Origin of the sequence: Brachybacterium muris (assembly GCF_016907455.1) — a bacterium.
Lineage (GTDB): Bacteria > Actinomycetota > Actinomycetes > Actinomycetales > Dermabacteraceae > Brachybacterium > Brachybacterium muris.
Window position 1 is genome coordinate 1,570,196 of the sequence record NZ_JAFBCB010000001.1, and the last position, 24,492, is coordinate 1,594,687.

A 24,492-nucleotide genomic window follows, 5' to 3' on the forward strand; every position below is an offset into this window, starting at 1 on the left:
GGTCAGCCTTCCCCGGCGGCGAGGCGCACCAGGTCGCCATGCACCGCAGCCAGGAAGGCGCGCGGGTCCGTGCCCGGGTTCGCCATGAGTGCGAACTTCACCAGCCACGGCATCACGCCGATCACGGACCTCGCCTCACCCGCGTCCATGGCCGTGAGCGCAGCCGCCAGCCCGTCGTCATCCTCCGACCACGACGCCGACAGCACCGCCACCGCGTCGAACATCGCACCGATGACCGGCCCCGGCACCGCCCCGCCGATCTTCTCGTCGTCCTCGTTCATGCCGTCGTGCTCGTTCATGCCGTTGCCCTCCGTGCCTCTCGTCCTGCTCGTCGTTCCTTGTCGGTCGTGCCGCCCCACACGCCCCAGCGCTCACCGGCCGCGGTGGCGTAGTCGCCGCACCGGTCCAACAGCGGGCACTCGAGGCACGCCCGCGCCGCCACGGCCTGTTCCGCGACGTCCGTGCTGTGCCAGAACGGCCGCTCCGGCCCGGCGCACGGCACCGCCACCGGCAGCGCCGCGATCCCGTCCCTGAGCCGCGCCCATTCCGCCTCAGCCCCCGCCGGGACCGTCAGCGTCGCGATGTTCTTCCGGCTCATCGCCGCGCCCGCCCGTACCCGGCCCGCGGCCGCGGCGACCCCGCAGGGTCACCCGGCCGCCAGATCAGCCCGCAGCCCCAGCACCGGTGCACCCGGATCGCGGCCGCACCCCGGCGCAGCTCCGCGATGCCCCACCGCGGCCCCGTGCAGTCCGCCCGATGCTCGAGCCCGAACCCGTCCACCTTGACCGTCATCCCGTCCTCCTGTTTCGGCCCCGGCCCGGTGCCGGCAGCCTCATCCTGTCGAGTTCCCACCGGCCGCGGCCCGTCCTCGAGTCCACGACCCAGCGAAGATGCGGCTTGCATACCGGGCACGGCCGGGGACCGCCCGCTCCCACGACGGGGAGCCAGCCGCCCGTGCACTCGTGCACGTCGTCCGCCAGCACCGGCACCAGCACGCCCCGCGAGGTCCGGTCGTCGTCCGGCGGCGGCAACGCACGGCCCGTCATCGAATCTCGTCCAGACACTCACCGGCGCAGTCCTCAGAACCACACTCGGGGCACTCCTCGGCGGCGTCCGCTACCGCCTCAGCCCGAGACGGAGACCCTGGCTTCCGGACCTCAGGCCACTGCACAGAATCGACTTCGTTCTGCGCGCTCTTGTCCTCGCCTGTCCTGGCCTGTCCTGGCCTGTCCTGTCCTGAGTCGGTCGCGTGGACGTCACGCGTGACATCACGCGAACCATCACGGGACGCTTCCGCCTCACGCTCACGCTCACGCTTGCGACGCTGCCGTTCACGGTCCCCGCGCTTCTTCCGCTCGAGCGCCTCGAGCTGCTCTCGCGAGGACTGCACGCCCTCCCAGTCGCAGAGACACCACGCGTGACCGTCACGCGTGACAAGGTCGACCCCCTCGAGGTGTTCGAGCATTGCCGGCGTGAGCCCAGGGACCAGGTCGACGTCGCCGTCCTCAATCCGTCCTTCGGTCCGGTTCGCGACCGTCCAGACCGTCGCGAGCCACCACCCGCGGAACACCTCAGCGGGGAGACGCATGATCCGGCGGTCGTTCAGCCACCGCTCCGGGAACCGTGCGTCCGTCATGAGGGCTCACCCCCGACGAGCGAACGACCCGCCCCGGCGACAGCCTCGAGCAGCGACACGTCGACCGGCGAGGGCACGGCGAGAACGGGCACGCAGCGGGTACTCTCGGGGGCAGCAGTCGAGTCCTGCACCTCGAGTGCCGTCCCGTTCACCGCGGGGCGGCCTTCATTCTGCGCGATGCTCATCGGTCCGACGAGACCAGTCCGTCGACGTACGCCCGCACGGACTCCGTCGTCACCAGGGCACGGCGTCCGATCTTGACCCGCTCGAGGTCACCCGACTCGATCAGCCGGTAGACCGTCGACCGGCTCCCACCGATCGCGCGCGCCGCTTCCTCAATCGGCACCAACAGCGTCTCCATCATTACCTCCACGGTCTGGTGTATCTGGTGGTGTCATCGTGTGCCGTGATGTAATGTCGGTTCCACAGCACAGCCCGACGACTTGATGAGGTAATGACGTGCCCCGCATCCCACTACCGCTCCACACCACTACGGGGGGAGGTGTCGAGCTCGCTTTCTTCATCGATGCAGCCGATTACAGGGACCTTGACCCCCAGACGTGGCCGACCACTGCGGGAATCCGAGCGCCCGCAGAGTTCGACGCTGTGGCGTGGCATGAGGATGGACTCATCGTCGAATACGTCATCCGAAAGGACCCCGGACGTGATGCATTCCAGGTGTACGGCGTCCGCATCGACCGTGCCGTCGAGGAGGATCACGCACCGCTGCCGATCACCGGCGAGGACGCCAAGCGAGTCGGTGTGGACGATGTGCTCCGGGAAGCGCTCGCCTTCTTCGAGCGCGTTAGCCGCTTCGACCGCCTCGCAGTCGTTCCGAGTTCGGCCGCGCACGCACCCGCCCCGCAATCCCGCGCCGCACTCCGAAAGCGCAAGAGCGCGACCCATGACGAGCTCGAGCTCGTCGCTCAGGCCTACAACTCGAACCTCGAGGGCGCGCCGGCACTGGCCGCCAAGGCGGCGCTCGAGGAAGCCCGCGGCAGGGAGGTCAGCCGCTCCACAGTTGACCGCCTCATCCGCGACGCCCGCGACGCCAAGCGCATCACCGCCACCGCAGTCCGAGGAAGGAAGCCAAAGCCATGACCCGCACCCGCACCAACGCCAACGGCGAGGGGTCGATCTACAAGCGCGCCGACGGCAAGTGGGTCGCCGCGCTCGTCGTCGAGGACCCCGAGACCGGCGACCGCAAGCGCCGAGTGCTCTACGGCCGCACCCGCACCGAGGCCCGCCAGAAGCTCCGCGCCGCCCAGGACCGCGCCGAGCAAGACCTCCCCATCACCGACACCCGCGCCACTCTCGGGGAATGGATCGAGAAGTGGATCACCACCACCCTCGAGGCAAGCGACCGCAAGCAGTCCACCCGCGACCTCTACGCCACCATCGCCCGCCGCTACATCAGCGAGGATCCCATCGCCCGCCGGACACTCGACAAACTCAAGCCGTCCGACATCGAGGCCTTCCTCCTGCGGATGCGGAACACACCGAAGGACCCCGAGAGCGAGGACCCCGACTCTGCGCCGAAGTACAGCGGCTCCACGATCCGCACGACGTACACCGTCCTCCGCGCGATCCTCGACGGCGCGAAGCGCGACGGGCTCATCGCCCGCAACCCCTCCGAGGCCGTGAAGCGGCCCGCCGTCGAGCGCACCGAGGCCCGCTACCTCACGATCCCCGAGGCCCGGGCGCTCATGCACGCGTCCAAGGGGTCCCGATACCACCACGCCGTCGTGCTCATCGCCCACACCGGCCTGCGCCGCGGCGAGGCGCTCGCCCTACGGTGGGACGACGTCGACCTCGACACCGACAACCCCGCGATCCGAGTCCGTGGCACACTCGCCCGATCCCGCGGCCGCCTCACCGTCACGACACCGAAGACCTCGCAGTCGATCCGGACCGTGCCCCTGGCCCCCGACGCGGTCGACGCGCTGCGAGCCCAGCGCACCGCCCAGAAGCGCGACCGGCTCAAGGCCGCGAACGTCTGGACCGACACCGACTTCGTCTTCACCACCGCCACCGGCGAGCCCGTCGACCCCCGCAACCTCTACCGCGTCGTCCAAGTCGCCGCGAGGGCCGCCGGCCTCGAGCACGTCGGCGTCCATGCCCTACGCCACACCGCCGCCACGCTCATGCTCGAGGGAGGCGTGAACATCAAGGCCGTCTCGTCCCTGCTCGGGCACTCGTCCGTCGCGATCACCGGCGACGTTTACGCCCACGTCACAGACGACACCGCCCGCGCCGCCATGGCCACGCTCAGCGGCGCACTGGGGGAGCGGACCGCGTGACCGTTCGCGTACTCGTTGCTACACGCGTTGCTACACGGGCACCCCCGAACAGCAGAACAGGCACCTCCCAGAATCTGGAAGATGCCTGTCACCTGCGGTTCTCTCGGTCGGGCTGACAGGATTTGAACCTGCGACCCCTTGACCCCCAGTCAAGTGCGCTACCAAGCTGCGCCACAGCCCGAAACCCTCCGCGGCGGGAGGGCCGACGTCGATAGTACCCTGCAGGAACGGCAGGGAGCGAATCGAGAGCACCGTGACCTGCGGCACCCTATGGGAAGGACGAACATGGTCGATCAGGATCGTCTGCAGCAGTGGCGCCAGGTGGTGGCCCAGGAGGCCCAGGCCGGAAACGGATCCGATACGGAGACCGCAGACCGTCAGGAGATACCGGGCTTCGCTGAGCAGGATGCACCGTGGCGCTTCGAGACCCTGGTGGCGAACCTGTCCCAGACCGCAGATCGCGTGCTGGACCTGGGGGAGGAGCTGCCCGAGGCGGCAGACGGCACCTACGACCTGGTGGTGTGCCGCTTCGGCGCTTTCGATGCCCACGATGTTGCCGGCCTGCTCCAGCCCGACGGCACATTCCTCACCGAGCAGGCGGGCAGCGACGACCTGGCCGAGGTGCTGGACGACCTCGGCGGCGCATCGAGTGAGCCCAGCGTGCCGCGCGCCTCGCTGATGGACATGGAGAACTCCCTCGTGCGCGCAGGCCTCACCATCGAGCGCGCCGACGCATTCCGCGGCAAGTACACCTTCGATGATCCCGGGGCGCTGCTGCGGTACACCGCCCGTATGCCGTGGCTGCCCAGCGTGCAGCCGGATGCCCCCGGCCTGGACGCGACGCTCACCGAGCTGGCCTCCCACTTCGAGGAGGGGCCGCTGGAGGCCACCGCCAGTCGCTTCGTGCTGCTGGCCCGCGCCCCGGGCATCCCCGACTCCGGCCGCTTGGACCTGAGCTCCCTGCCCGATGACGACCTCGAGGTCCCGCGCGTCTGAGGGGCCGTGCGCTCGTGGGCCCTGCTGTTCCTGCGTCGCAGCCCTGATGCGTCGGCCCCGAGGGCTACTGTGCTGGTATGCACGCCGAGCAGTCCGACACGCCCGAGGGGGGAGTGCCGCCGCAGCCCGAGCAACCGGAGAGCACCCCGCCTCCGGCCAGGCGGGAGCGGCCCACCACCCCACACGGTGAGACCCCGTACTCACCGATGTCTCTGCTGCGCGCCCTCACCTCGAACCCGCTGGACGTGGAGGCCCTGCGCGGCACCGAGGACGGCCATGAGGACGAGGCCCCGGCCGACACCCGCCTCACCCGCACCCTGACGGTCGCGGCAGCAGTGGTGCTCGGTTTCGGTGTGGCGATCTCGGTGACCAACCTGCGTGAGGCCGCCGCTCCGGAGAACAGTCCCCGTGCTCAGTTGCAGCAGCGGGTGCTGGAGTCCCGCACCCATGCTGATGAGCTCGAGACCCACCGCGAGGAGACCACGGAGAAGATCGCCGCTCTGCAGGAGCAGGTGCTGGAGAACGGTGACACCGGCGCTGCCGAGCGCGTGGCCGCGTACGAGCAGGCCACCGGCGCGGTCCCCATGAGCGGTCCGGGTGTGGTGCTCTCTCTCACCGACTCCGCCCCACTGCCTGCGGATCCGGGTACCACCGGCGGTGCAGTGAACCGGGTGACCGATGGGGATCTCCAGATCGCGGTCAACGGCCTGTGGGCCGCCGGTGCCGAGGCCGTGTCGATCAACGGCCAGCGCATAACCTCCACCAGCGCCATCCGCCGCGCCGGGGATGCGGTACTGGTGGACTTCCGGCCGCTGTCCCCGCCCTACCGGATCACCGCCCTGGGGGACAGCGAGGCCCTGCGCGCCGCCGTCGACGACAGCGAGACCGGTACCTATCTGAACCAGTTGGCCAGCCGCTTCGGAATCCGGCAGTCCTGGGAGGCGGGGGAGGAGCTCACCGTTCCTGCCCGCACCACCGCCACCCTGCGCGAGGCCTCCGGGGTGCAGGCCGAGCGCGGAGCCGTCCCCACGGATGAGCCCACCGCCGAAGGCTCCGGCACCGACGAACCGCCCACGAACGATCCCGAGGGGGACAACTCATGATCGCCATCATCGGATTGCTGCTCGGCGTGATCATCGGTGTGGTGGTCCAGCCCGATGTCCCGGTGTTCCTGCAGCCGTATCTGCCCATTGCCGTGGTGGCCGCACTGGACACCCTCGCCGGGGGCCTGCGGGCGGCCCTGGACGGCGCCTTCGACTCGCACGTGTTCATCACCTCGTTCCTGTTCAACGTGGTGATCGCCGCGTTCCTGGTGTTCCTCGGGGACCAGCTCGGGGTGGGAGCACAGCTGTCCACCGCGGTGATCGTGGTGCTCGGCATCCGCATCTTCTCCAATGCCGCCGCGATCAGGCGACGGCTGTTCCGCTCATGACCGGCACCCGCACCCCCGAATCGCCCCGCGAGCAGCGACGGGCGTGGCGCAACCTGCGCGGAACACTGATGCCGCGCGCCAACTGGTCGCAAGTGATCGTGGGGCTGCTGTGCTTCCTGCTGGGCCTGTCGATCGTGGCGCAGGTGGGCCAGCGGGAGGAGGACTCCCTGCAGGGCGCCTCCCAGCAGGAGCTGCTGCGGCTGCTGGACGAGTCCGGTCGCCACGTGGACTCCCTGGAGGACGAGAACGCCGAGCTCGACCGCACCCTGTCGACCCTGGAGGCCGGTCAGGAGGATGACGCCGCCGCGCAGAGTGCTGCGGCCGAGCGTCTCGAGGACCTCGAGATCCTTGCCGGCACCATCCCCGCCCACGGACGAGGCGTCCGGGTCACGATCGCGGACCCCACAGGGACTGTCTCCACCGGCACTGTGCTGGGAGTGGTGCAGGAACTGCGCAATGCCGGAGCCGAGGTCCTCCAGATCGGCCCGGTGCGGGTGGTGGCCTCGACCGCTATCACCACCTCGGCCGACGGCGGCATCGTGGTGGACGGCACCGTAGTGCCCTCGCCGTACGTGATCCGCGCCATCGGTGACCCCACCGTGATGGAGCCGGCGCTGAAGATCCCCGGCGGCGCAGCGGACACCGTCGCCTCCGCCGGTGGCACCTTCACCGTCCGGGTCGAGGACGAGGTGCAGATCGACGCGGTGAGGGAGTTGGCAGATCCCCAGCACGCGCGGGTGGTCAAGTGATCGTCAAATCCTGACGGGGAGAGCTTGATTCGGCTCGCGATACCCCTCTCGACGTGCGAAGATGAGCGGGCGGCACCCGGTGCCAGAACCGTCCTCGGGCTGACCGCTGATCAGGGAAGGGGTGCACGGTGTCCGACAACACCGAGTGGAACGACAGGAACTTGGATCACACGTCGCAGTTGAGTGCGATCTCGCCCGTCGATCCGACCGATGACGTCGATCCGGGCATCTCCTCGCAGGATCGCGCCGCGATCGACAATCTCCCCCCGGACAGCGCCCTGCTGATCGTCCGCAAGGGCCCGAACATGGGTGCGCGCTTCCTATTGGACTCGGACACCACCGTGGCCGGTCGGCACCCCAACAGCGAGATCTTCCTGGACGATGTCACCGTCTCCCGCAAGCACGCAGCCTTCGTGCGCGACGGCAGCGGCTTCCTGGTGCGCGACCTGGGGTCCCTCAACGGCACCTACGTGAACCGTGAGCGGGTGGACGAAGTCCACCTCCAGCCCGGCCAGGACGTCCAGATCGGCAAGTACCGCCTCACGTACCACCCGTTCCACGGGAAGGCCTGACCCTGTGGCGGCCTCCGCATCGCGCAGGCCGAGCTCGAGTGCCGCACGGCTGAGCATCGGCCAGGTGCTCGAACTGCTGCGTGACGAGTTCCCGGATCTCGCGCACTCCAAGCTGCACTACCTCGAGGCCGAGGGGCTGATAGCTCCAGAGCGCACAGGTTCCGGCTACCGCAAGTACTCACGGGACGATGTGGACCGGCTGCTGTTCGTCCTTCGTGCTCAGCGGGACCGGTTTTGGCCACTCAAGGTGATCAAGGAGCACCTGCTCGAGCACGGGGTGGACGCTGCGGCCAGTTCCACGGTGACCTCGATCGCCTCGAGGCCCGGCCCCTCCGCACAGATCCAGGCGGTGCGCCTGGACCGCCGGGGCCTCGCCCTGCAGGCGAAGGTGGACGAGGACTTCATCACCGAGCTGGAGCAGTACGGACTGCTGGCCGACGGCCTGCTGTTCTACGGTGCCGCAGAGCTGGAGATCACCAACGCTGCACGTCAGCTGGCCGAGGTGGGCCTGCATCCGCGGCACCTGGTGATGCTGCGCACCTCCGCCGAGCGTGAGGCGCACATGATCAACTCCATCGCCCGGCCGCTGTCCCGGCCCCGGGACGCCGCAGCCCGCGGGGGAGCGGAGGATCTTGCACGGGACCTGGGGGAGTCGATGATCGGCCTGCACAGCGCCCTGCTGCGCTCGAAGCTGCGCGAGCGCTGAGTCCCCGCCCCCACCACCGGACCGTCACCGAGCCGTGACCTGGATCCGGCGCGTTGCTATCGGCGAACACTCAGGACGCGCTACCCTGGCGGGGTGCTCCTCTCCTTCCCCGACAGGAGCCTGATCCGGAGGTCAATGTGAACGCCAGCCGAGGCGATGATCGCACCGCACAATCCACGGTGCCCGCCGAACCCGCTCAGGGAGTGCTGTTCGACGAGGTCGTCGACGTGCCCGGCGAGCTCGGGTACCGCGGTCCCGCCGCCTGCAAGGCCGCCGGCATCACCTACCGCCAGCTGGACTACTGGGCCCGCACCGGCCTGGTCGAGCCCTCCGTGCGCGCCGCCTCCGGCTCCGGCAGCCAGCGCCTGTACGGCTTCCGTGACGTGCTGGTGCTCAAGGTCGTCAAGCGCCTGCTCGACACCGGCGTCTCCCTCCAGCAGATCCGGGTGGCCGTCGCGGCCCTGCGTGAGCGCGGCATCGACGACCTCGCCGAGATCACCCTGATGAGCGATGGCGCCTCGGTGTACGAGTGCACCTCCGCCGAGGACGTCTTTGACCTGGTCCAGGGTGGCCAGGGCGTGTTCGGCATCGCCGTGGGCCGCGTATGGCGCGAGGTCGAGACCGAACTGGCCGTGCTTCCCAGCGTCGATCCGGCCGACGACGCCACCCTTGCCCTGCAGGACGAGCTGGCGGCCCGCCGCCGCTCCCGCCAGGCCGGTTGAGGAACCCCCACCGCATCATCGGCCGCGCCACCGCGCCGAGTCACCACACGAGAACGGCGAGCCCGGGGGAAGGGGACTCGCCGTTTCTTGCTGTCAGCGGGGAATCGAGATCAGGAGAGCTGACGTGAGTCCAGCACGGTGCGCAGCAGGGCATCGAAGTCCTCGGTGAGGCGCTTGCCGGAGGCACCCTCGTAGCGGTGCAGCGGCACCGCGCCACCCTGGGCCTGCTGCAGCCCCACGCGCTCCTCGATCACCGGCTCGAGCACGATGTCGCCGAACAGGTCCCGCAGCTCGGCGAGCCGGTACTGGTGCTCCACCGAACGAGGCCGGTAGCGATTGACCACCAGGCCCAGCGGGATCAGACGGGGCGCGAGGTCCTCCTCGCGCATCTCGGCCGCGAGCTTCAGCGCACGGTCCGCGGCGGTCACGGCGAAGAAGCCGGGCTCGGCCACCACCAGGGACCTGTCCGAAGCGGCCAGCGCCGTCTGGGTGAGCCCGTTCAGCGAGGGCGGGCAGTCGATCAGCACCAGGTCGTACTGGTGGGTCCGCTTGTCCAGTGCATCCCGCAGGCGCCGCAGCTCGCGCGGGGAGGGGGAGGGGGAGTCCATCATCGAGGAGCGGGCAGAGCCCGGGATCACGTCCAGATGGGAGCTCTCGCCCTTCGACCACGGGGTGGGGCGGATCGCGCGGTCCACCGTCTCGGTGCGCGGGGAGGTGAGCACCTCGGCCACGTCGGGGCCGGTGGCGGGCTCGCCCAGCAGCCCCAGGGTGGTGTCACCCTGGGGGTCCAGGTCGATCACCAGCGTGTTGACGCCCTGGTGGAGGGCAGCGGACGCCAGGCCGAGCGTCACGGAGGTCTTGCCGACGCCGCCCTTGAGGGAACACACACTCACGATGAACACGCCCCGCAGTCTACCGACCGCCCGGGCCCGATCCTGTGCACCCGGGGCGATAGCCTGCTACGACCGCGTCACCCCGGCGCCGCACCCGTACGAATCGCCTGCCCCGAGGAGTCCTGCATGTCCGAGATCGAGCATCAGCTGGTCCTGGAGGTGCTCGAGGGCTGCGCCGGCAGCGCCCGCACCGAGGCGGCCCGCCTGGGTCCCGTCGGCACCGTCTCGCCCACCGAGCTGCTGCTTTCCACCTGCGATCTCGACGCGGTGCGGAACCTGCGCCGTGTGGTCTCCGCATACACGACGGTGACGGTGCCTGCCCGCAGGCCACGGGAGCTGTTGGAGACCTCCGTGATGCAGCAGGTGGGCTCCCTCATCGAGGATCTCGGCAGGCAGCGGCCCCGCCAGCGTTTCCACGGACTGCGCCTGGCCGCCGCCGGCTCCGACACGGCCGATATGCAGCGCATCGCCGAGTCCGTCGCCGAGCTGGCCCAGGTCCCTGTCGACGAGGAGGGTGACCTGCTGCTGCGGGTGCGGCGTGGTGCAGCCGGTGCGGGGGAGAGCTGGCAGCTGATGCTGCGCACCACCCCGAGACCGCTGGCAACCCGCGCCTGGCGCACCGTGAACTATCCCGGCGCGGTCAACGGCACCATCGCCGCCACGGTGCTGGACCTGATGGAGATCAGCGCCGAGGACGAACTGCTGGACATGACCTGCGGCTCGGGTACCTTCCTGGTCGAACAGCTGCACGAGGTGGCCCCTGCCCGCGCCGTCGGCATCGACGCGGATCCGACCGCGATCGAAGCAGCCCAGGCCCATCAGCGCGGCGCCCGCCGCAAGGGAAGGATCGACTGGGTGGTGGGGGACGTGCTCACCGAGCCGCTCGAGCCCGGTTTCACCCGGATCCTCACCAACCCGCCGTGGGGAACGCTGCACGGCGAGCACGGCACCAACGAGCAGCTGCACACCGACCTGCTGCGACGGGCCTCCCAGCTCGCTGCGCCGGGTGCCCGGTTGGGGGTCCTCACCCACGAGATCCGCCGCATGCACCAGGTGCTCGAGGCGCAGACCGGCGCTGATGGCGCATGGAAGCTCGAGAAGGAGCACCGCTTCTTCCAGAAGGGCCACCACCCCCGGCTGTTCCTGCTGCGGCGGTGAGCCGAGGGCTGTCCGGGCCCCGAGCTCCGGGCTCCGGCGTTCGGGTGGGGGTCGGGCTCAGACGCCGCGCTTGGCGTTCTCCAGTGCCCGGATGGCGGAGTCCTCGCCCTGCACGCTCACCTGAGCGTCGTCCCGACCGAACGTCCACAGCACCAGCTCCGAAGGGTTGCCCTGCACGGAGACCGCACCGCGAGAGCTCTTCTTCGCGGGGATCCGGATGGATCCCTGCGGGGACATCAGGGTGATCTCCACATCGGCGCGCACCAGCATCCTGCCCATCCGCTTCAGGGCCGCGAACAGCTCGGCCTGATCCTCGGCGGAGAGCGTGCGCGGCTCCCAGTCGGGCTGGGCTCGGCGCACGTCCTCGTGGTGGATGTAGTACTCGATAGTGTTCATCAGCCCGTCCAGCACCCGCACCGGGGACAGCTTCTGCGGCCCGGAGCGGAACTTCTCCACCCGATCGGCCCAGGGGAGCGCCCGCAGCCCCTCCAGCCCTTCCTGCGCCTTGCGTGCCAGCGGCGGCACCGGGAGCTTCGGCCCGATCATGAGGTCGGGTCGCTGCTCGCGCAGAAGCAGGTGCTCGAGCAGGTCGGCGGCCTCCCATCCGGGCAGGACGGTGGGGGCGGTAGGACCACCGGCCTCGAGTGCGTCGGCCAGGGCCGCCCGCTCGCGCTGGACCAGGGAGACTGCTCGTGTGTCGCTCATGTCACCCATCCTAGGGACCGCACCCTGTGCCCACCCCGACATCGCATGACCACACGACCTCGCCCAGCACCTGGGGATCCGGGTGCTGGGCGAGGGGAGCGGTGCGGGGAACTGACCCGCGCCCTCAGCTCTGGTTGCTGAAGGCGTCGTCGAAGGAGGTCTCCGAGACGGGGTAGTCCAGGGTGCGCAGGTGCTCCAGCGCCTCCTTGGCGCCGTGCAGGCGATCCATGCCGGCGTCCTCCCATTCGATGGAGATGGGGCCGTCGTAGCCGATGGACCGCAGCGCCCGGAAGCAGGCGTCCCACGGCACGTCGCCCCGTCCGAAGGAGACGAAGTCCCAGCCGCGCCGGGGGTCGCCCCACGGCAGGTGGGACCCCAGTCGGGTGTTGCGGCCAGTGGTGCGCACCCGGATGTCCTTGCAGTCCACGTGGTAGATGCGGTCGGCGAAGTCGGTGATGAAGGAGACCGGGTCGATCTCCTGCCACATGAAGTGGGAGGGATCCCAGTTCAGGCCGAACGCCTCGCGGTGACCGATGGCCTCCAGTGTGCGCTTGGTGGTCCAGTAGTCGTAGGCGATCTCGGAGGGGTGCACCTCGTGGGCGAACCGCACGCCGCACTCGTCGAACACATCCAGGATCGGGTTCCAGCGGTCGGCGAAGTCCTGGTAACCGGCGTCGATCACGTCCTGCCCCACCGGCGGGAACATCGCCACGTACTGCCAGATCTTGGAGCCGGTGAAGCCGATGACGGTCTTCACGCCCATCTTCTGCGCCAGGCGGGCGGCGTCCTTCATGTCCTCGGCGGCGCGCCGGCGCACACCCTCAGGTTCACCGTCGCCCCAGATGCGCTTGGGGAGGATCGCCTCATGGCGGAAGTCGATCGGGTCGTCGCAGATCGCCTGACCGCCCAGGTGGTGGGAGATCGCCCAGCACTTCAGTCTGTGCTTCTCCAGGATCCCCAGGCGCTCGGCGACGTACTCCTCGTCGTCCCAGCGGGAGGCGTCCAGGTGTTCGCCGGAGATCGCGATCTCCAGGCCGTCGTAGCCCCAGCCGGCTGCGAGCTCGGCGACCTCGTCGAGGGTGAGATCGGCCCACTGGCCGGTGAACAGGGTGTGCTGTGCCATGGTGCTGCTCCTTCAGGAAGGGTGTCGAGGGGTTCGAGGGGTCGTCGTGCGGTCGCTCAGAGGGTGACGGTGGTGCCGTCTGCAGCGTCGGAGGCGATGATCGCGTCCAGCACGCGCTGCAGGGCCAGGCCGTCGGCGAAGTCGGGGGAGAAGCCCGTGCCGTCGCCGGCTGCGCCACCGCTGTCGCGGATGGCGAGCAGCAGGTCGCGGGCCTGGTTGGTGAAGGCGTTCTCCCAGCCCAGCACGTGGCCCTGCGGCCACCACGCCTCGAGGTAGGGGTGCTCGGGCTCGGTGACCAGGATCCGGGTGAAGCCCTGCTCGGCGATGGGGGCGGTGGCGTCCAGGAACCACAGCTCGTTGGGGCTCTCCAGGTCGAACTTCAGGGCACCGGCGGTGCCGTACAGCTCGATCTGCAGGCGGTTCTTGGCGCCGGTGGCCATGCGGGAGACCTCCACGGAACCGACCGCACCGCCGTCGAGCTCGAGCGTGGCCCAGGCGGCGTCGTCCACGGTGACCTGCTCGGTGCCGTCCTCCCCAGCACGCTCCGGGACCATGGTGGCCAGGCGTCCCCGCACAGCGGCGGTGCGCTGCCCTGTGAGCTCCTGGATCTGGTCGATGGCGTGGGAGCCGATGTCGCCCAGCGCCCCGGAGCCGGCGGTCTCCTTGCGCAGCCGCCAGGTCATGGGGGCGCCCTCGTCCACGAGCCAGTCCTGCAGGTAGCTGGCGCGGGCCTGACGGATGGAGCCCAGGCGCCCGTCGGCCACCAGCTGCTTGGCCAGAACCAGAGCCGGCACCCGCCGATAGGTGAAGCCCAGCGCCGCTACCTGCCCGCGGGCCTGGGCAGCCTTCGCCGCCTCCACCATGGCCTCCGCCTCGGCGGTGTCGTTGGCCAAAGGCTTCTCGCACAGCACGTGCTTGCCGGCCTCCAGCGCCGCGATCGCGATCTCGGCGTGGAGGAAGCCGGGGGTGCAGATGTCCACGATGTCCACGTCGTCGCGGGCAATCACCTCGCGCCAGTCGGTGGCGTGCTCCTCCCAGCCCAGGCGATCAGCTGCCTCGGAGACGGCCTGCTCGTCCCGACCCACGATGACCTTGCGGGCCACGTCCGGCACCTCGAAGGCCGCACCGACGGTGCGCCAGGCCTGGGAGTGGGCCCGACCCATGAAGGCATAGCCGATCAGGGCAACGCCGAGCGGGCGATCTGTCGGAGCTGCGGGGGCGGAAGGACTGGTCACAGGGTTCTCCTCGAAGTAGGCGGGCTGGGTAGCGGCGTGGGTGGGCCGCGCGTCGGTCAGAGCGTTGCGGCGTGAGGATCGAAGTCCTCGTCCAGCAGTGCGGGGGCAGCGACGGTGGAGGCCACCGTCACGCTCTCCGGGGTGCGGGTGGCCTCGTCCAAACTGATCATGATGTCCAGGACGTGATCGGCGAGCTCCCCGGTGAGGCGGTGCGGGCGGCCGGCGCGGATGGCGCGGGCCATCTCCAGCACGCCGAGGCCGCGTCCCACCTGGAGGTCGTGAGGAGGAAGAGCCCGGTTGGAGCGGCTGTCGCTGCTCCCGGCACCGACGGCCTTGTGCTCGCTCCAGTCCTTGTCACCGCGCTGGGCGACCTGGGTGGGACCGTCGAACACGTTGGGGTCGGGCAGCCCGATGGTGCCGGTGGAGCCGGTCAGCTCCAGCACGTGGGGCCGTCCGATCGGGTCGTCGAAGGAGAACTCAACGGCGCCAGTGGCGCCACTGGCGAAGCGCAGCAGCCCGTTGACGTGTGTGGGGACCTCCACCTCGAAGGTCTCCCCGGCTCGGGGCCCGGAGCCGATGGTGCGGGTCGCGGAGGCGCGGGAGCCCACGGCGCTGACCGAGGTGACCGGCCCGTAGGCCATGACCAGGGCGGTCAGGTAGTAGGGGCCGATGTCGTACAGCGGCCCGGCACCCACCTGGAAGAGGAAGTCGGGATTGGGGTGCCAGGACTCGGGGCCGGGGGAGCGGAAGCGCGCCACGGCGGAGCGCGGTTCGCCGATCGCGCCCGAGGCCAGGGTGCGCAGTGAGGTCTGCACACCGGCGCCCAGCACGGTGTCGGGGGCGCAGCCGATCCGCAGGTCCTTCTCCTCGGCCACACGCAGCAGGTCGGCGGCGTCCTCCCGGGTGGTGGTCAGCGGCTTCTCGCTCCACACGTGCTTGCCTGCCGCGAGGATCGCGCTGGAGACGGCGTGGTGGGCGGCGGGGATCGTCAGGTTCACGACGATCTCCACCTCCGGGTTCTCCAGCACCGTCTCCACCCCACCGTGGTGGGGCACGCCGTACTCCTCGGCGCGGGCCTTCGCGGCCTCGGGGCGCAGGTCACCGATGGCGTGCACCGTCACATCGGGGAAGGTGGTGAGCTGGCCGAGGTACTGGGCGGCGATGACGCCGGCGCCGATAATGCCGACGCCGACCCTTCCGGTGCGGGTGTTCATGCGCGTGCCCCCTGCTGGTACTCGCCCAGCTGGGCGTAGGACTGGGCGATCGCCTCGAGGATGTCGCCGGTGTAGTCGTCGAACTCGATCACTCCGGTCTCGATCCAGTCGGCGGCTGCGAGCACGGAGGGCACGTCCATGTCGCCCTTGCCCAGCGGCTGCTGCTCAGCGGTACTGCCGGCGAACGGTCCGTCCTTCAGGTGCAGCAGCTGCACGCGCTGGCCCAGGCGACCCAGCAGCTCCGCCGGGTCGGTGCCGCCCACGGCGCTCCAGAAGGTGTCGAGCTCCAGGACCACGCGCGGATCCAGATGATCGGAGAGGATGTCCAGGCCGCAGCGTCCGTCGAAGATCGGGCGGGTCTCGAAGTCGTGGTTGTGGTAGCCCACGCGCACGCCGTTCTCCCCGGCGATGCCGGCCAGCTCGTTGAGACGATCAGCTGTGGCTTTGATGTCGTCCTCGCTGTCCCACTTCTTGCGGTCCACGTAGGGATCGATCACGGTGCGCACGCCGATGGAGGCGGCGGTGGCGAACACGCTGGCCGGGTCCTCGTGCTGCACCAGGGAGGCGTGGCTGGAGGGGGCGGTGAGGCCGTGGGCAGGCAACTGCTCGCGCAGCATCTCGGCGTGGTCCATCAGGCCGTAGGGCTCCACCTGGGTGAAGCCGATCTCGGCGAGGCGGGCGAAGGTGGCGGAAGGGTCGTCGGCCAGGTGCTGACGGACGCTGTACAGCTGGACAGAGATGTCCACGGGGTGACTCCTGGAAAATAGGGCTGTCGATTGGGTCACACCACCCTATGGCCCGTTCCTGGGGTCCGGCAAAGACTGTCAGGACTCGTCACATGCGATGGGCCAGCGCCAGCCAGGATCGGCTCTCCTCGGTATACCCGAGGCGGCCCAGATGCACCCCGGTGGTGACGCGCTCCAGGAACGCCCATGCGGCGGCCCGGTCGGCATCAAGGTCCAGTCGTCGTGCGACACGGGCGACGAGCTCGGCGTGCCAGCGGCGCCCTGCGCCCACGCCCTCGGTGCGCTCCAGGTGCGTGAGGGGACCGGCGAGGTCGCGCAGCACCACGCCGGCGTCGTACTCCCGTTCGCAGCGGAACCCGTCGGGGTCGATGAACGCGAACTGCTCGCTGCCCGCTCTGCCGTCCGGTCGGCGCAGCGCGTTCAAGGTGTGCGGATCGCCGTGGACCACCACCTGCTGGGCCTGCGGGGAAAGTGCCAGTTCCTGCGCGATCCCGGCTGCCCGAGCCAGGACCGCGCCATGCGCGTCGGCGGTGGGAGGGTCTGCGAGACCGGCCTCGACGATGCCGAGCAGCCCGAGGGCCTTGTGGTCCGGTGCCGTGGCAACGCCCACCTCGAGCGGCAGCTGCCAGGCCTGCTCCAGCAGGGTGCACAGCTGGTCCGTCTGCGCGACGGGGTCGCCGACCTCGTGGGCCAGGGGAGCGCCGGGACGTTCCAGGAGTGCGGCCCCGAGCTCGGGGGCGTGATCGAGCAGTCGCACGAAGCCGTGACCATCAGCCACTCCAAGGATCCTCGCCTGCTGCGCCTGATCACGACCGACACCGTCGAAGGTGAGGACGGCGGGGAGGCCACCGGTGCGCACGGCGAGCACGGGCAGTCCTGCCCCGTCGGGGTAGGCATCCTCGATGGTGAGGTCCCACCGCTGGACGGCGCCGGCGAGCTGCTGGGGCAGGCGCTCCAGCAGGTCCTTCGCCCATGCCTGCCGACCCCACGGTCGGGAGCGGGCGAGGTGGATCACCTGGGCGGGCTGCATGCCGGTCATCGTGGCACAGACGATGGCGCACACTGGGAGGGTGAAACGAGACGTGAGTGCATCGCTGACCTTCGACGTGATCGACGGGACGGAGGTGGCCCTGCTGTTCGCGGTCTCCGCCGCTCCGATCGAGCAGGAGACGCTGCAGGTGACCGTCGGCGACCAGGAGGTTCCGGTGGAGGAGACGCGTGACCGCTTCGGCAACCGCATGCATCTGCTGAAGGATCTCCCGCAGGGCACCGTGCGCCTGCAGTACGAGGCGACCGGTGTGGGCCGGGCCGAGCCGCCGACGGTGGAGCCCACCGATGCGGCGTCACACCTGCGCCCCTCCCGGTACTGCGAGGTGGACGAGTTCACCAAGGTGGCCGCCGAGGTGGTGGGGGACCGCACCGGCATCGACGCGGTGCAGGCCGTGGTGGCCTGGGTGCACCAGCACCTGGACTACGTTCCCGGTTCCAGCACCATCACCGACTCGGCTCGCACCACCTATGTGGCCCGCCAGGGGGTGTGCCGCGACTATGCGCACCTGACCTCGACGCTGCTGCGCGCCGCCGGCGTGCCTTCCCGCTGTGTGGCCGCCTACGCGCCGGGGCTCTCGCCGATGGACTTCCACCTCGCGGTGGAGGCGCTGGTGGATGAGGAATGGGTCGTGGTGGACGCGACGCACCTGGCGCCGCGCGAGTCGATGGCGCGCATTGCCACTGGACAGGACGCTGCCGATACCGCGTTCATGACGACGCTGGCCGGGAGCGTGAAGCTGACCGGGATCCGCGTGAACGCCGTGGCGCACCCGGAGCTGCCGGCGGAGGACTGGGAGCAGACGGTCCAGCTGCGCTGAGGGGTAGCAACCGCGGGGTTCGATTGACTCCCGGCCGGTCACTCACCAGCCCGGGTGCCGACACTCACGCGTCGCGCTGGTCGGCCTGGCCGTCGATGTCCTCGGGGCCGGCGTCGTCGGACCCGCCCCGGTCCTCCGGTCCGCCAAGGTGGTGCCGCTCATCACGATCATCACCGGACTCGTCGAGCCCTGCGAGGTACTGCTCGAACTCGGCGGCCAGGTCGTCCCCGGTGGGGACCTCCTCGCCGGCACCGGCGGTGATCGCGCGGTCGAACTGCTTCTCCAGGCCCGCCACCATCTCCTGCAGTTGCGGGGTGGCCTCCACCTGTGCGGCGATCGATTCCCGCACCGGCTCGGCCTGTGCCTCGAGTGCCCCGTAGGGCACGGTGGGGCCGGCCTCCTCGCCCGCGGCGCGCAGCAGAGCCATCGCGGCGTCGGGGTAGGGGATCTCGTGGAGGTACTGCGGCACGTGCGCCACCAGGCCCACCACGTCGTGGCCTGCATCGGCCAGGCGCATGGTCAGCAAGGCCGTGAACGGCGCCCGCAGGCGGAAGGTGCCCGGCATGGTGCGGCGCACGTTGATGGAGTCGGGGTTCCCGGCGAAGCGGGTCACCGGCAGTTCGCGGGTGTGGGGGACCGGTGCGGGAAAACTCTGCAGCATCAGGATGCGCTCGATGCCCAGCTGGTCCGCCACGATGCGCAGCGCGCTGGCCACGCGCTCCCACTGGAAGGACGGCTCCGGCCCGGTGAGAAGGAAGAACGGTTCACCATCGGTATCGGTGACCTCGTGCAGCAGGATCTCGGGACGCTCGTAGTCCTCGAAGTGGTCCAGCTCCAGGGTGACCTCGGGGCGCCGCCCCGCGTAGTCGAATACCTGATCCATGTCCAGGCGCCCCACGACCCGGCTGGGCAGGGAGTTCAACAGATGATCATCGATGACTGCCTGGGCGTTGCCGGCGTCGGTGAAGGCACCGAGGGTGATCAGCAGGGTGCGGCCGCGCAGGCCGCGAGAGTCGACATGGCGCTCGTAGCTGAACAGGCTCGTGGGGTCCATCGGGGCCTCCTTGGTGCGTGCGCCGGGGGGCGCGGGGATGACCTGCGTTCCAACCGGGCCCGTGTGCACGTTATTCCCGCAGCTGCCCAGGTGCCCTGTTCGCCGTGGGCGATCAGTCGAGGCATGGCCAGCCCAGCCGTGCCGACGCTGTCAGCCCAGCAGCGCCAGGGAGTCGACGGCGAGACGTGCGGCGAGCGCACCGAGGACCACGAGGAACACGATCCTCACGAAGCCGGAGCCGAGCTTGAGCGCCAGACGCGCCCCGAGGTAGCCGCCGGCCACGTTGGCTACGGCCATGACGCCGCCCAGCAGCCACCACACCTCGCCCTGGCTGCCGAACACCAGCAGGGCACCGATGTTGGTGGTGAGGTTGGCGAGCTTGGCGTGGACACTGGCCTCGAGGAACCCGTAGCCCAGCACCACGACCATGGCGATGATGAAGAAGCTGCCGGTGCCGGGGCCGAGGATGCCGTCGTAGAAGCCCACCCCGCCGCCGATCGCGCCCGTGCGCAGCACATGGGAACGACCTTGGTGGCGCGGCTGGTGCACCAGTCCCATCGCGGGTCGCAGCAGTGTGTAGGTACCCACCCCGATCAGGGCGATGAGCACGATGGGGGACATCCAGGCGCGGGGGATGAAGATGGCCAGGGCCGCCCCGGCGGCGCTCCCTGCCAGGGCGCAGATCACCAGCGGGATCACGGTGGCGGCTATTGGGGTCACGCGCCGCACGTAGGTGGCGGCCGAGACGGTGGTCCCTGCGGCGCTGGCGAACTTGTTGGTGCCCAACACGGTGCCGGTGGAGGTCTCGGCCGGGAGCCCGGTGAGCAGGGCGGGCAGCTGGATCAGGCCGCCTCCGCCGACCACGGCATCGACCCAGCCGGCGAGGAATGCGGCACCGATCAGCAGTACCAGCGTGAGCGTGGAGAGCTGCATGAGCGGTTCGAGCAGGGGCACCGGACAAGTGAACACCTGGCGCGGGCGGCGCGGCGAATCGGGTCAGAGGATGGGCTGGACCCGTTCCCCGGGTGCGCCTGCGAGACTGGTGCCATGACCTCGATGATCTGGGACCTGGGCGGCACGCTGATGGACACCTACCCCGACGTAGACCGCACTTTGGCGGGTGTGGTCCATGACGAGGTGACCGATGCGGCGATCATGGAAGTCGCCCGCCTCACCAGGATTTCCAGCTCCCATGCGATCTCGACTCTCGCAGAGCGCTACGGGAAACCCGAGGCCGAGCTGCGCGATGCCTATGAGGCGCTCGAGGACCAGTGGGAGCAGCAGGCTCCGCCGCTGGTGGACGGTGCACTCCAGGTGATGGAGGCGATCCGCGAGTCCGGGGGCCTGAACCTGGTGGCCACGCATCGTGACCGCGCCAGTGCCACCGTGCTGGTGGACTCGCTGGGGCTGCCGGTGGATGACATGGTGTGCGCGCCCGATGGGTTCCCGCGTAAGCCGGATCCGGCGATGAATCTGGAGCTGCTGCGCCGTCACTCGCTGGATCCCGCGGACTGCTGCGCAGTGGGGGACCGGCCGGGCGACGTCGCGGCCGCGGAGGCCGCCGGCATTCGGGGCTATCTGCTGGTCACCCCCGGCATCCCACTGGGGGAGCCGGGGGTGAAGCGCATTGAGTCGCTCAGGGAGCTGCTCGAGAGCTGAGCCTCTCGCGACCGGATACGGTGGTCAGATGCCGCGTCGCGCTGCGAACACGCCGCCGTGGTTGATCACGGCCCACACATCCTTGGTACGCGGATCCACGCCGTAGGTGCCCAGCTCGTATCCCGGCTTGTAGGCGCCGCGCACGAAGCGGGCAGTGCCACCGAAGTTGGTCTGGACGGCGTTGACCCAGGTGCCGTCGGCGTCCAGGGTCGCCAGGCCGTAGGAGCCGCTGGCGTTGAAGCCCTTGGCCGGTCCACCGGACAGGCGCAGCACGAACGGGTCCGACTCGTCGGTCTCGTTGTTGCGGGGCCAGGTGCCCTCCAGGGCCGGGTCGTTCAGCTGGAGGTTGGTGGCGGTGCCCCACAGGAACAGGCGCGCGGTGTTGTCACCCTTGCCCGCGCTCTGCCAGCCGGTGTTGATCTCCTTGCTCATGGGGCGGCCCGCGTAGTCGACCTTCGTCGAGGTGTTCACCCCGGCGATGATCGACGCGGTGGTGCCTTCGAACTCGTCCACGACCTCGGTGTACGCCTCGCCCTGGTCCACCAGGAAGGCCTCGCCGTTCAGGGAGTAGCCCCACTGCTCGCGCCAGTACCAGTCACTCTCGGGCGGGGTGACGGCCAGGGAGGAGTTGTCGTAGTCCTGCCCGGTGCTCATGGAGTAGAAGTCGATGTACAGGCGCGGGCCGTCCACGGTGACCACGTAGTGGGTGATGGTCCACAGCTCCTGGGCCAGCACCACCTCGCTGGGACCGCCGTAGCGCTGGTCGTTGCTGGGGTTCTTCGGCACGTAGAACTTGTGGCTGTTGGAGCCTGCGATCAGCTGCTCCACCTGGGAGGAGCCGTCGGGGCTGGTGATGATGGAGCGGTGGTGGACGTGGTCGTGGCCGCCGATCACGTAGGGCACCTGGCCCTCGTCCATGATGCGAATGAAGCGGTCGTAGGCCTCGGGGTTCTCGCCGGGGTTGGAGCCGAACAGGGTGTCCACGTGGTTCTGGCCGATGAGGTTCTTGTGCGCGAACACCAGGCAGTGCATGTCCTCGGGGCGGCCCATCACGCGCTCCTCGATCCAGTCCAGCTGATCGACGATGTTGGTGTTGGTGCTGCCGGAGCCGTCGGGGCGGCGGAACTGGTCCAGCATGATGATCCGCAGGTTCTTCACGTCGAAGGAGTACGACAGCCCCGCCAGCAGATCCGAGGGGGAGGAGAAGTTGGTGGCGCCGGCCAGGGGGTTCGGGCCCTGCCCGAGGTTCTGCGGGAAGACGACCGGGAACTCCTGGGCAGCGCGCTGGGAGCTCTCGTGATTGCCGCGCAGGGTGTAGAAGCCGATGCCGGCGTCATACAGAGGCTGCACGGCCTGGGCCTTGATTGGCAGGGTGCGCACGTCGGGGTTGCCGTTCTTGGTGTCGTGCTCGACGTCGACGTTGTCGCCCACTTGCACCACGAAGTCCACGCCCTTGGTGATGAACTGCTCGTTGACCATCTGCTGGATGCCGAACGCTGTGGTCCCGGGGTTCTCGCCGTCGCGGTCCTCGCGCCACTGGGTGTCGGCCTGCAGTCCGAAGGTCCAGGCGTCCTCGCTGAGCGGGCGGGTGGGAAGGGCCGACGCCTGCTGGCCGTTGATGGTGGCGGCTGCGGCGGTGACCCCGAGGCCGGCTGAGAGGGCGACGAATCCGCGGCGGGAAAGGGCATGGTTATGCACAGTTATGCTCCTGAGCTGGGGTGATCTGTCCGCCTGTGGTGCGAGTGCAGCAGCGGCGGCCGTCAGGATCGACCGTAGGGGCCGGGGGAGAAGCGCCGACCACTGCCAGATCAACACCGGGTGTCATCGACATGACCAGTGGTGCCGATCCGCCCAGATCTCGAGGAGCTGCATCGAAACGGGCCCGACCCCACCGCGAGGTGGAGCCGGGCCCGTCGAACAGAGGACGAGGTCAGTCGGCCTGCATGCCGCCGTCGACGTTGTAGATCGACCCGGTCACGAAGGATGCCTCGGGGGAGGCGAGGAAGACGACCACGTTGGCCACCTCGTCGGCACGGCCGTAGCGGCCCACCGGGATGCCTGCGTGCAGGGCGGCCTTGAACGCCTCCTCGTCATCACCGGTGGCGTTCTGCTGGATCTCCGAGAGCATGGTGGTGTCGATCGCAGCCGGGGCCACGGCGTTCACGCGCACACCGGCGGCCGCGAGCTCCAGCGCGCCCGTCTTGGTGAGTCCGGCGACCGCGTGCTTGGAGGCGATGTAGCCGGCCATCCCGGCAGAGCCGATGTAGGCGGCGTTGGAGGCGGTGTTGATGATGACGCCCTCGCCCTGCTCGGTCATCTGGCGGCCCACGTGCTTCATCCCCAGGAACACGCCGGTGGTGTTGATCTCCAGGATGGTGCGGAACATGGACGCGTCCAGCTCGGTCATGGGGGAGTTGGGGCCGGCGATGCCGGCGTTGTTGTGGAACACGTCGATACGACCGTGCTTCTGGACAGTGGTGCGGACGTAGTTCTCGACATCCTCCTCCTTGGTCACGTCGGCCACCAGGGTGTCGAGACGGTCGGAGGCGCCGCCAAGGGTCTGGACGGCCTTCTCGAGCGCCTCCTCCTTGAGGTCGACAAGGATCACTTGGTCACCGCGGTCCAGGAACGTCTGGGCGGTCGCGATGCCGATGCCACCGGCACCTCCGGTGATGAGCACGATGCGGGGATCTGCCATGGGGTATCTCCTTCGATAGCCGGTCACTCGACCATGTCATCCCTGCCTGTGTACTCCTGAGAACAGTCTCCCGCGGGATGGGGGAGCGGCGGAACGCACGGTCGGAGGCCTTCCGTCTGTGATGTGTCAGTGGCACCGTGGCCCCATGAACACCATGCGCGGACAGGAACTGCTGGACACTCTGAACGGGAAGGCCCTCACCGATTGGCAGGGGTTCCCGGACGGCCTGCGGGCACGCTTCCTCACCAAGGATTTCGCCGGCGGACTGACGCTGGTGAACGCCATAGGCGAGGCAGCCGAGGAGGCGAACCACCACCCGGATCTCACCCTCACGTATCCGCACCTGGACGTGAAGCTGATCAGTCACGATGCCGGGGGAGTGACGGGCCGGGACCTGAGGATGGCCGGCCGTATCAGCGAGTTGGCAGCTGAGGCCGGAGTGAAGGTCGATTCAGCAGCGCCGACCGTACTGGAGCTGGGACTGGATACGGCGAACCGTGATGTGATCGGCCCGTTCTGGGCGGCTCTGCTGACCGGGGATGCGAGCAATGTCGACGGTGACGACGTGGTCGATCCCAGCAACCGGGTACCGCTGCTGTGGTTCCAGGGCACCGAGCAGCACGATGTGCCGAAGCAGCGCATGCACGTGGATCTGTGGGTGGGTGCCGATCAGGGCGAGGCGCGGATCGCTGCAGCCGTCGCGGCGGGAGGAACCGTGGTCGACGATTCCCAGGCGCCGTCGTTCACGGTACTGGCTGATGCCGACGGCAACCGGGCGTGCGTGTGCACGATCGCGGATCGGCGTTGAGCGATGTGGTGATGGGCGAGGACCTCGGGAAGCGGCGACCCCAGCCTGGGGGGGGGCTGCCTGACCTTCCGCAGTTGACATGAGACACGTAACTAGGGGTTATCTCAGAATGACTGCGCAAGTCGGATTGCTTCTCTCGCACTCTAGATGAGACTTCCGTAGCGCATCGAACCCCCACGTGACGGGCCGCTACCGCTAGTCCAGCACCCACAGTACGC

The 24,492-nt window shown here is 69.5% G+C and carries 29 protein-coding genes and 1 tRNA gene; 13 read left to right on the forward strand and 17 right to left on the reverse strand.

Going from position 1 to position 24,492, the window contains the following annotated elements; all coding sequences use genetic code 11:
* Positions 1-2: 2 nt before the first annotated feature.
* The 5 genes from JOD52_RS07235 to JOD52_RS07255 all read right to left on the reverse strand — a co-directional run bounded on the left by JOD52_RS07235 (position 3) and on the right by JOD52_RS07255 (position 1,997).
* Positions 3-299 carry a hypothetical protein gene (locus JOD52_RS07235; protein ID WP_204409208.1) on the reverse strand — a complete coding sequence of 99 codons (297 nt, stop codon included), beginning with the start codon at positions 297-299 and terminating at the stop codon, positions 3-5.
* On the reverse strand, positions 296-598 hold the full coding sequence (locus JOD52_RS07240; protein WP_204409209.1) for a WhiB family transcriptional regulator: 303 nt from the start codon (positions 596-598) through the stop codon (positions 296-298). The genes JOD52_RS07235 and JOD52_RS07240 overlap by 4 nt, the downstream gene beginning before the upstream one ends.
* Positions 599-1,042: 444 nt before the next feature.
* Positions 1,043-1,636: a hypothetical protein gene (locus JOD52_RS07245; RefSeq protein ID WP_204409210.1), complete on the reverse strand. Its 594-nt coding sequence runs from the start codon at positions 1,634-1,636 to the stop codon at positions 1,043-1,045.
* Complete coding sequence (locus JOD52_RS07250; protein WP_204409211.1) at positions 1,633-1,821, reverse strand: hypothetical protein; 189 nt, start codon at positions 1,819-1,821, stop codon at positions 1,633-1,635. The genes JOD52_RS07245 and JOD52_RS07250 overlap by 4 nt, the downstream gene beginning before the upstream one ends.
* A complete protein-coding gene (locus JOD52_RS07255) occupies positions 1,818-1,997 on the reverse strand; it encodes a helix-turn-helix domain-containing protein (protein WP_239551825.1) in 180 nt (59 codons plus the stop codon). Before JOD52_RS07255 ends, JOD52_RS07250 begins: the two co-directional genes overlap by 4 nt.
* Before the next feature lie 98 nt (positions 1,998-2,095).
* Between JOD52_RS07255 and JOD52_RS07260 the strand changes: the two genes are divergently transcribed.
* Positions 2,096-2,737: a hypothetical protein gene (locus tag JOD52_RS07260; RefSeq protein WP_204409213.1), complete on the forward strand. Its 642-nt coding sequence runs from the start codon at positions 2,096-2,098 to the stop codon at positions 2,735-2,737.
* Positions 2,734-3,936 (forward strand): tyrosine-type recombinase/integrase, encoded by a 1,203-nt coding sequence (locus JOD52_RS07265; RefSeq protein ID WP_204409214.1) that lies wholly within the window; start codon positions 2,734-2,736, stop codon positions 3,934-3,936. Before JOD52_RS07260 ends, JOD52_RS07265 begins: the two co-directional genes overlap by 4 nt.
* Positions 3,937-4,043: 107 nt before the next feature.
* On the opposite strand, the gene JOD52_RS07270 is transcribed toward JOD52_RS07265, so the two are convergent.
* Positions 4,044-4,117 (reverse strand) — tRNA-Pro (locus JOD52_RS07270).
* Positions 4,118-4,221: 104 nt separating this feature from the next.
* On the opposite strand from JOD52_RS07270, the gene JOD52_RS07275 reads away from it, so the two are divergent.
* From JOD52_RS07275 to JOD52_RS07305, 7 genes are all read left to right on the forward strand, one after another.
* A complete protein-coding gene (locus tag JOD52_RS07275; protein ID WP_204409215.1) occupies positions 4,222-4,932 on the forward strand; it encodes a hypothetical protein in 711 nt (236 codons plus the stop codon).
* Positions 4,933-5,138: 206 nt separating this feature from the next.
* On the forward strand, positions 5,139-6,035 hold the full coding sequence (locus JOD52_RS07280; protein WP_239551826.1) for a DUF881 domain-containing protein: 897 nt from the start codon (positions 5,139-5,141) through the stop codon (positions 6,033-6,035).
* A complete protein-coding gene (locus JOD52_RS07285) occupies positions 6,032-6,364 on the forward strand; it encodes a small basic family protein (RefSeq protein WP_017822593.1) in 333 nt (110 codons plus the stop codon). Before JOD52_RS07280 ends, JOD52_RS07285 begins: the two co-directional genes overlap by 4 nt.
* On the forward strand, positions 6,361-7,113 hold the full coding sequence (locus JOD52_RS07290; RefSeq protein ID WP_204409217.1) for a DUF881 domain-containing protein: 753 nt from the start codon (positions 6,361-6,363) through the stop codon (positions 7,111-7,113). Before JOD52_RS07285 ends, JOD52_RS07290 begins: the two co-directional genes overlap by 4 nt.
* A gap of 128 nt (positions 7,114-7,241) precedes the next feature.
* On the forward strand, positions 7,242-7,685 hold the full coding sequence (locus JOD52_RS07295) for an FHA domain-containing protein (RefSeq protein WP_204409218.1): 444 nt from the start codon (positions 7,242-7,244) through the stop codon (positions 7,683-7,685).
* Between the two features lie 4 nt (positions 7,686-7,689).
* A complete protein-coding gene (gene ftsR, locus JOD52_RS07300) occupies positions 7,690-8,391 on the forward strand; it encodes a transcriptional regulator FtsR (protein ID WP_204409219.1) in 702 nt (233 codons plus the stop codon).
* A gap of 137 nt (positions 8,392-8,528) precedes the next feature.
* A complete protein-coding gene (locus tag JOD52_RS07305) occupies positions 8,529-9,113 on the forward strand; it encodes a MerR family transcriptional regulator (protein WP_204409220.1) in 585 nt (194 codons plus the stop codon).
* 110 nt (positions 9,114-9,223) lie between these two features.
* On the opposite strand, the gene JOD52_RS07310 is transcribed toward JOD52_RS07305, so the two are convergent.
* Entirely contained in the window at positions 9,224-10,015 is a 792-nt protein-coding gene (locus JOD52_RS07310) for an AAA family ATPase (protein ID WP_204409221.1), read from the reverse strand.
* 117 nt (positions 10,016-10,132) lie between these two features.
* On the opposite strand from JOD52_RS07310, the gene JOD52_RS07315 reads away from it, so the two are divergent.
* Positions 10,133-11,164 carry a methyltransferase gene (locus JOD52_RS07315; RefSeq protein ID WP_204409222.1) on the forward strand — a complete coding sequence of 344 codons (1,032 nt, stop codon included), beginning with the start codon at positions 10,133-10,135 and terminating at the stop codon, positions 11,162-11,164.
* A gap of 57 nt (positions 11,165-11,221) precedes the next feature.
* On the opposite strand, the gene JOD52_RS07320 is transcribed toward JOD52_RS07315, so the two are convergent.
* The 6 genes from JOD52_RS07320 to JOD52_RS07345 all read right to left on the reverse strand — a co-directional run bounded on the left by JOD52_RS07320 (position 11,222) and on the right by JOD52_RS07345 (position 17,217).
* On the reverse strand, positions 11,222-11,869 hold the full coding sequence (locus JOD52_RS07320) for a TIGR03085 family metal-binding protein (protein ID WP_204409223.1): 648 nt from the start codon (positions 11,867-11,869) through the stop codon (positions 11,222-11,224).
* Positions 11,870-11,993: 124 nt separating this feature from the next.
* Positions 11,994-12,992, reverse strand: coding sequence for a sugar phosphate isomerase/epimerase family protein (locus JOD52_RS07325; RefSeq protein WP_204409224.1), 999 nt, complete (start codon positions 12,990-12,992; stop codon positions 11,994-11,996).
* A 56-nt stretch (positions 12,993-13,048) separates the two neighbouring features.
* A complete protein-coding gene (locus tag JOD52_RS07330) occupies positions 13,049-14,227 on the reverse strand; it encodes a Gfo/Idh/MocA family protein (RefSeq protein WP_204409225.1) in 1,179 nt (392 codons plus the stop codon).
* A gap of 56 nt (positions 14,228-14,283) precedes the next feature.
* Complete coding sequence (locus JOD52_RS07335) at positions 14,284-15,441, reverse strand: Gfo/Idh/MocA family protein (protein ID WP_204409226.1); 1,158 nt, start codon at positions 15,439-15,441, stop codon at positions 14,284-14,286.
* On the reverse strand, positions 15,438-16,187 hold the full coding sequence (locus tag JOD52_RS07340; RefSeq protein WP_204409227.1) for a TIM barrel protein: 750 nt from the start codon (positions 16,185-16,187) through the stop codon (positions 15,438-15,440). The genes JOD52_RS07335 and JOD52_RS07340 overlap by 4 nt, the downstream gene beginning before the upstream one ends.
* 88 nt (positions 16,188-16,275) lie before the next feature.
* On the reverse strand, positions 16,276-17,217 hold the full coding sequence (locus tag JOD52_RS07345) for a protein kinase family protein (protein ID WP_204409228.1): 942 nt from the start codon (positions 17,215-17,217) through the stop codon (positions 16,276-16,278).
* A gap of 52 nt (positions 17,218-17,269) precedes the next feature.
* Between JOD52_RS07345 and JOD52_RS07350 the strand changes: the two genes are divergently transcribed.
* Positions 17,270-18,055, forward strand: coding sequence for a transglutaminase-like domain-containing protein (locus tag JOD52_RS07350; RefSeq protein WP_338124061.1), 786 nt, complete (start codon positions 17,270-17,272; stop codon positions 18,053-18,055).
* Between the two features lie 64 nt (positions 18,056-18,119).
* Here JOD52_RS07350 and JOD52_RS07355 read toward each other — a convergent pair whose 3' ends face one another.
* Both JOD52_RS07355 and JOD52_RS07360 read right to left on the reverse strand, forming a co-directional pair.
* Positions 18,120-19,109 carry a PAC2 family protein gene (locus tag JOD52_RS07355; protein WP_204409229.1) on the reverse strand — a complete coding sequence of 330 codons (990 nt, stop codon included), beginning with the start codon at positions 19,107-19,109 and terminating at the stop codon, positions 18,120-18,122.
* Between the two features lie 150 nt (positions 19,110-19,259).
* Positions 19,260-20,063 carry a TSUP family transporter gene (locus tag JOD52_RS07360; RefSeq protein WP_204409230.1) on the reverse strand — a complete coding sequence of 268 codons (804 nt, stop codon included), beginning with the start codon at positions 20,061-20,063 and terminating at the stop codon, positions 19,260-19,262.
* A gap of 93 nt (positions 20,064-20,156) precedes the next feature.
* Between JOD52_RS07360 and JOD52_RS07365 the strand changes: the two genes are divergently transcribed.
* Positions 20,157-20,768 carry an HAD-IA family hydrolase gene (locus JOD52_RS07365; RefSeq protein ID WP_204409231.1) on the forward strand — a complete coding sequence of 204 codons (612 nt, stop codon included), beginning with the start codon at positions 20,157-20,159 and terminating at the stop codon, positions 20,766-20,768.
* A 24-nt stretch (positions 20,769-20,792) separates the two neighbouring features.
* On the opposite strand, the gene JOD52_RS07370 is transcribed toward JOD52_RS07365, so the two are convergent.
* Both JOD52_RS07370 and JOD52_RS07375 read right to left on the reverse strand, forming a co-directional pair.
* Positions 20,793-22,466 carry a metallophosphoesterase gene (locus tag JOD52_RS07370; RefSeq protein WP_204409232.1) on the reverse strand — a complete coding sequence of 558 codons (1,674 nt, stop codon included), beginning with the start codon at positions 22,464-22,466 and terminating at the stop codon, positions 20,793-20,795.
* Between the two features lie 232 nt (positions 22,467-22,698).
* Positions 22,699-23,466, reverse strand: a complete 768-nt coding sequence (locus JOD52_RS07375) for an SDR family NAD(P)-dependent oxidoreductase (RefSeq protein WP_204409233.1) — start codon at positions 23,464-23,466, stop codon at positions 22,699-22,701.
* A 145-nt stretch (positions 23,467-23,611) separates the two neighbouring features.
* On the opposite strand from JOD52_RS07375, the gene JOD52_RS07380 reads away from it, so the two are divergent.
* Entirely contained in the window at positions 23,612-24,274 is a 663-nt protein-coding gene (locus tag JOD52_RS07380; protein ID WP_239551827.1) for a 4a-hydroxytetrahydrobiopterin dehydratase, read from the forward strand.
* Positions 24,275-24,492: the final 218 nt, after the last annotated feature.

Coding starts and splice junctions, on each gene's coding strand:
- JOD52_RS07235 (WP_204409208.1), bottom strand. CDS start 299: ATGAACGAGCACGACGGCATGAACGAGGACGACGAGAAGATCGGCGGG.
- JOD52_RS07240 (WP_204409209.1), bottom strand. CDS start 598: ATGAGCCGGAAGAACATCGCGACGCTGACGGTCCCGGCGGGGGCTGAG.
- JOD52_RS07245 (WP_204409210.1), bottom strand. CDS start 1,636: ATGACGGACGCACGGTTCCCGGAGCGGTGGCTGAACGACCGCCGGATC.
- JOD52_RS07250 (WP_204409211.1), bottom strand. CDS start 1,821: ATGAGCATCGCGCAGAATGAAGGCCGCCCCGCGGTGAACGGGACGGCA.
- JOD52_RS07255 (WP_239551825.1), bottom strand. CDS start 1,997: ATGGAGACGCTGTTGGTGCCGATTGAGGAAGCGGCGCGCGCGATCGGT.
- JOD52_RS07265 (WP_204409214.1), top strand. CDS start 2,734: ATGACCCGCACCCGCACCAACGCCAACGGCGAGGGGTCGATCTACAAG.
- JOD52_RS07275 (WP_204409215.1), top strand. CDS start 4,222: ATGGTCGATCAGGATCGTCTGCAGCAGTGGCGCCAGGTGGTGGCCCAG.
- JOD52_RS07280 (WP_239551826.1), top strand. CDS start 5,139: ATGTCTCTGCTGCGCGCCCTCACCTCGAACCCGCTGGACGTGGAGGCC.
- JOD52_RS07285 (WP_017822593.1), top strand. CDS start 6,032: ATGATCGCCATCATCGGATTGCTGCTCGGCGTGATCATCGGTGTGGTG.
- JOD52_RS07290 (WP_204409217.1), top strand. CDS start 6,361: ATGACCGGCACCCGCACCCCCGAATCGCCCCGCGAGCAGCGACGGGCG.
- JOD52_RS07315 (WP_204409222.1), top strand. CDS start 10,133: ATGTCCGAGATCGAGCATCAGCTGGTCCTGGAGGTGCTCGAGGGCTGC.
- JOD52_RS07320 (WP_204409223.1), bottom strand. CDS start 11,869: ATGAGCGACACACGAGCAGTCTCCCTGGTCCAGCGCGAGCGGGCGGCC.
- JOD52_RS07325 (WP_204409224.1), bottom strand. CDS start 12,992: ATGGCACAGCACACCCTGTTCACCGGCCAGTGGGCCGATCTCACCCTC.
- JOD52_RS07335 (WP_204409226.1), bottom strand. CDS start 15,441: ATGAACACCCGCACCGGAAGGGTCGGCGTCGGCATTATCGGCGCCGGC.
- JOD52_RS07345 (WP_204409228.1), bottom strand. CDS start 17,217: ATGCAGCCCGCCCAGGTGATCCACCTCGCCCGCTCCCGACCGTGGGGT.
- JOD52_RS07355 (WP_204409229.1), bottom strand. CDS start 19,109: ATGGACCCCACGAGCCTGTTCAGCTACGAGCGCCATGTCGACTCTCGC.
- JOD52_RS07365 (WP_204409231.1), top strand. CDS start 20,157: ATGACCTCGATGATCTGGGACCTGGGCGGCACGCTGATGGACACCTAC.
- JOD52_RS07375 (WP_204409233.1), bottom strand. CDS start 23,466: ATGGCAGATCCCCGCATCGTGCTCATCACCGGAGGTGCCGGTGGCATC.
- JOD52_RS07380 (WP_239551827.1), top strand. CDS start 23,612: ATGAACACCATGCGCGGACAGGAACTGCTGGACACTCTGAACGGGAAG.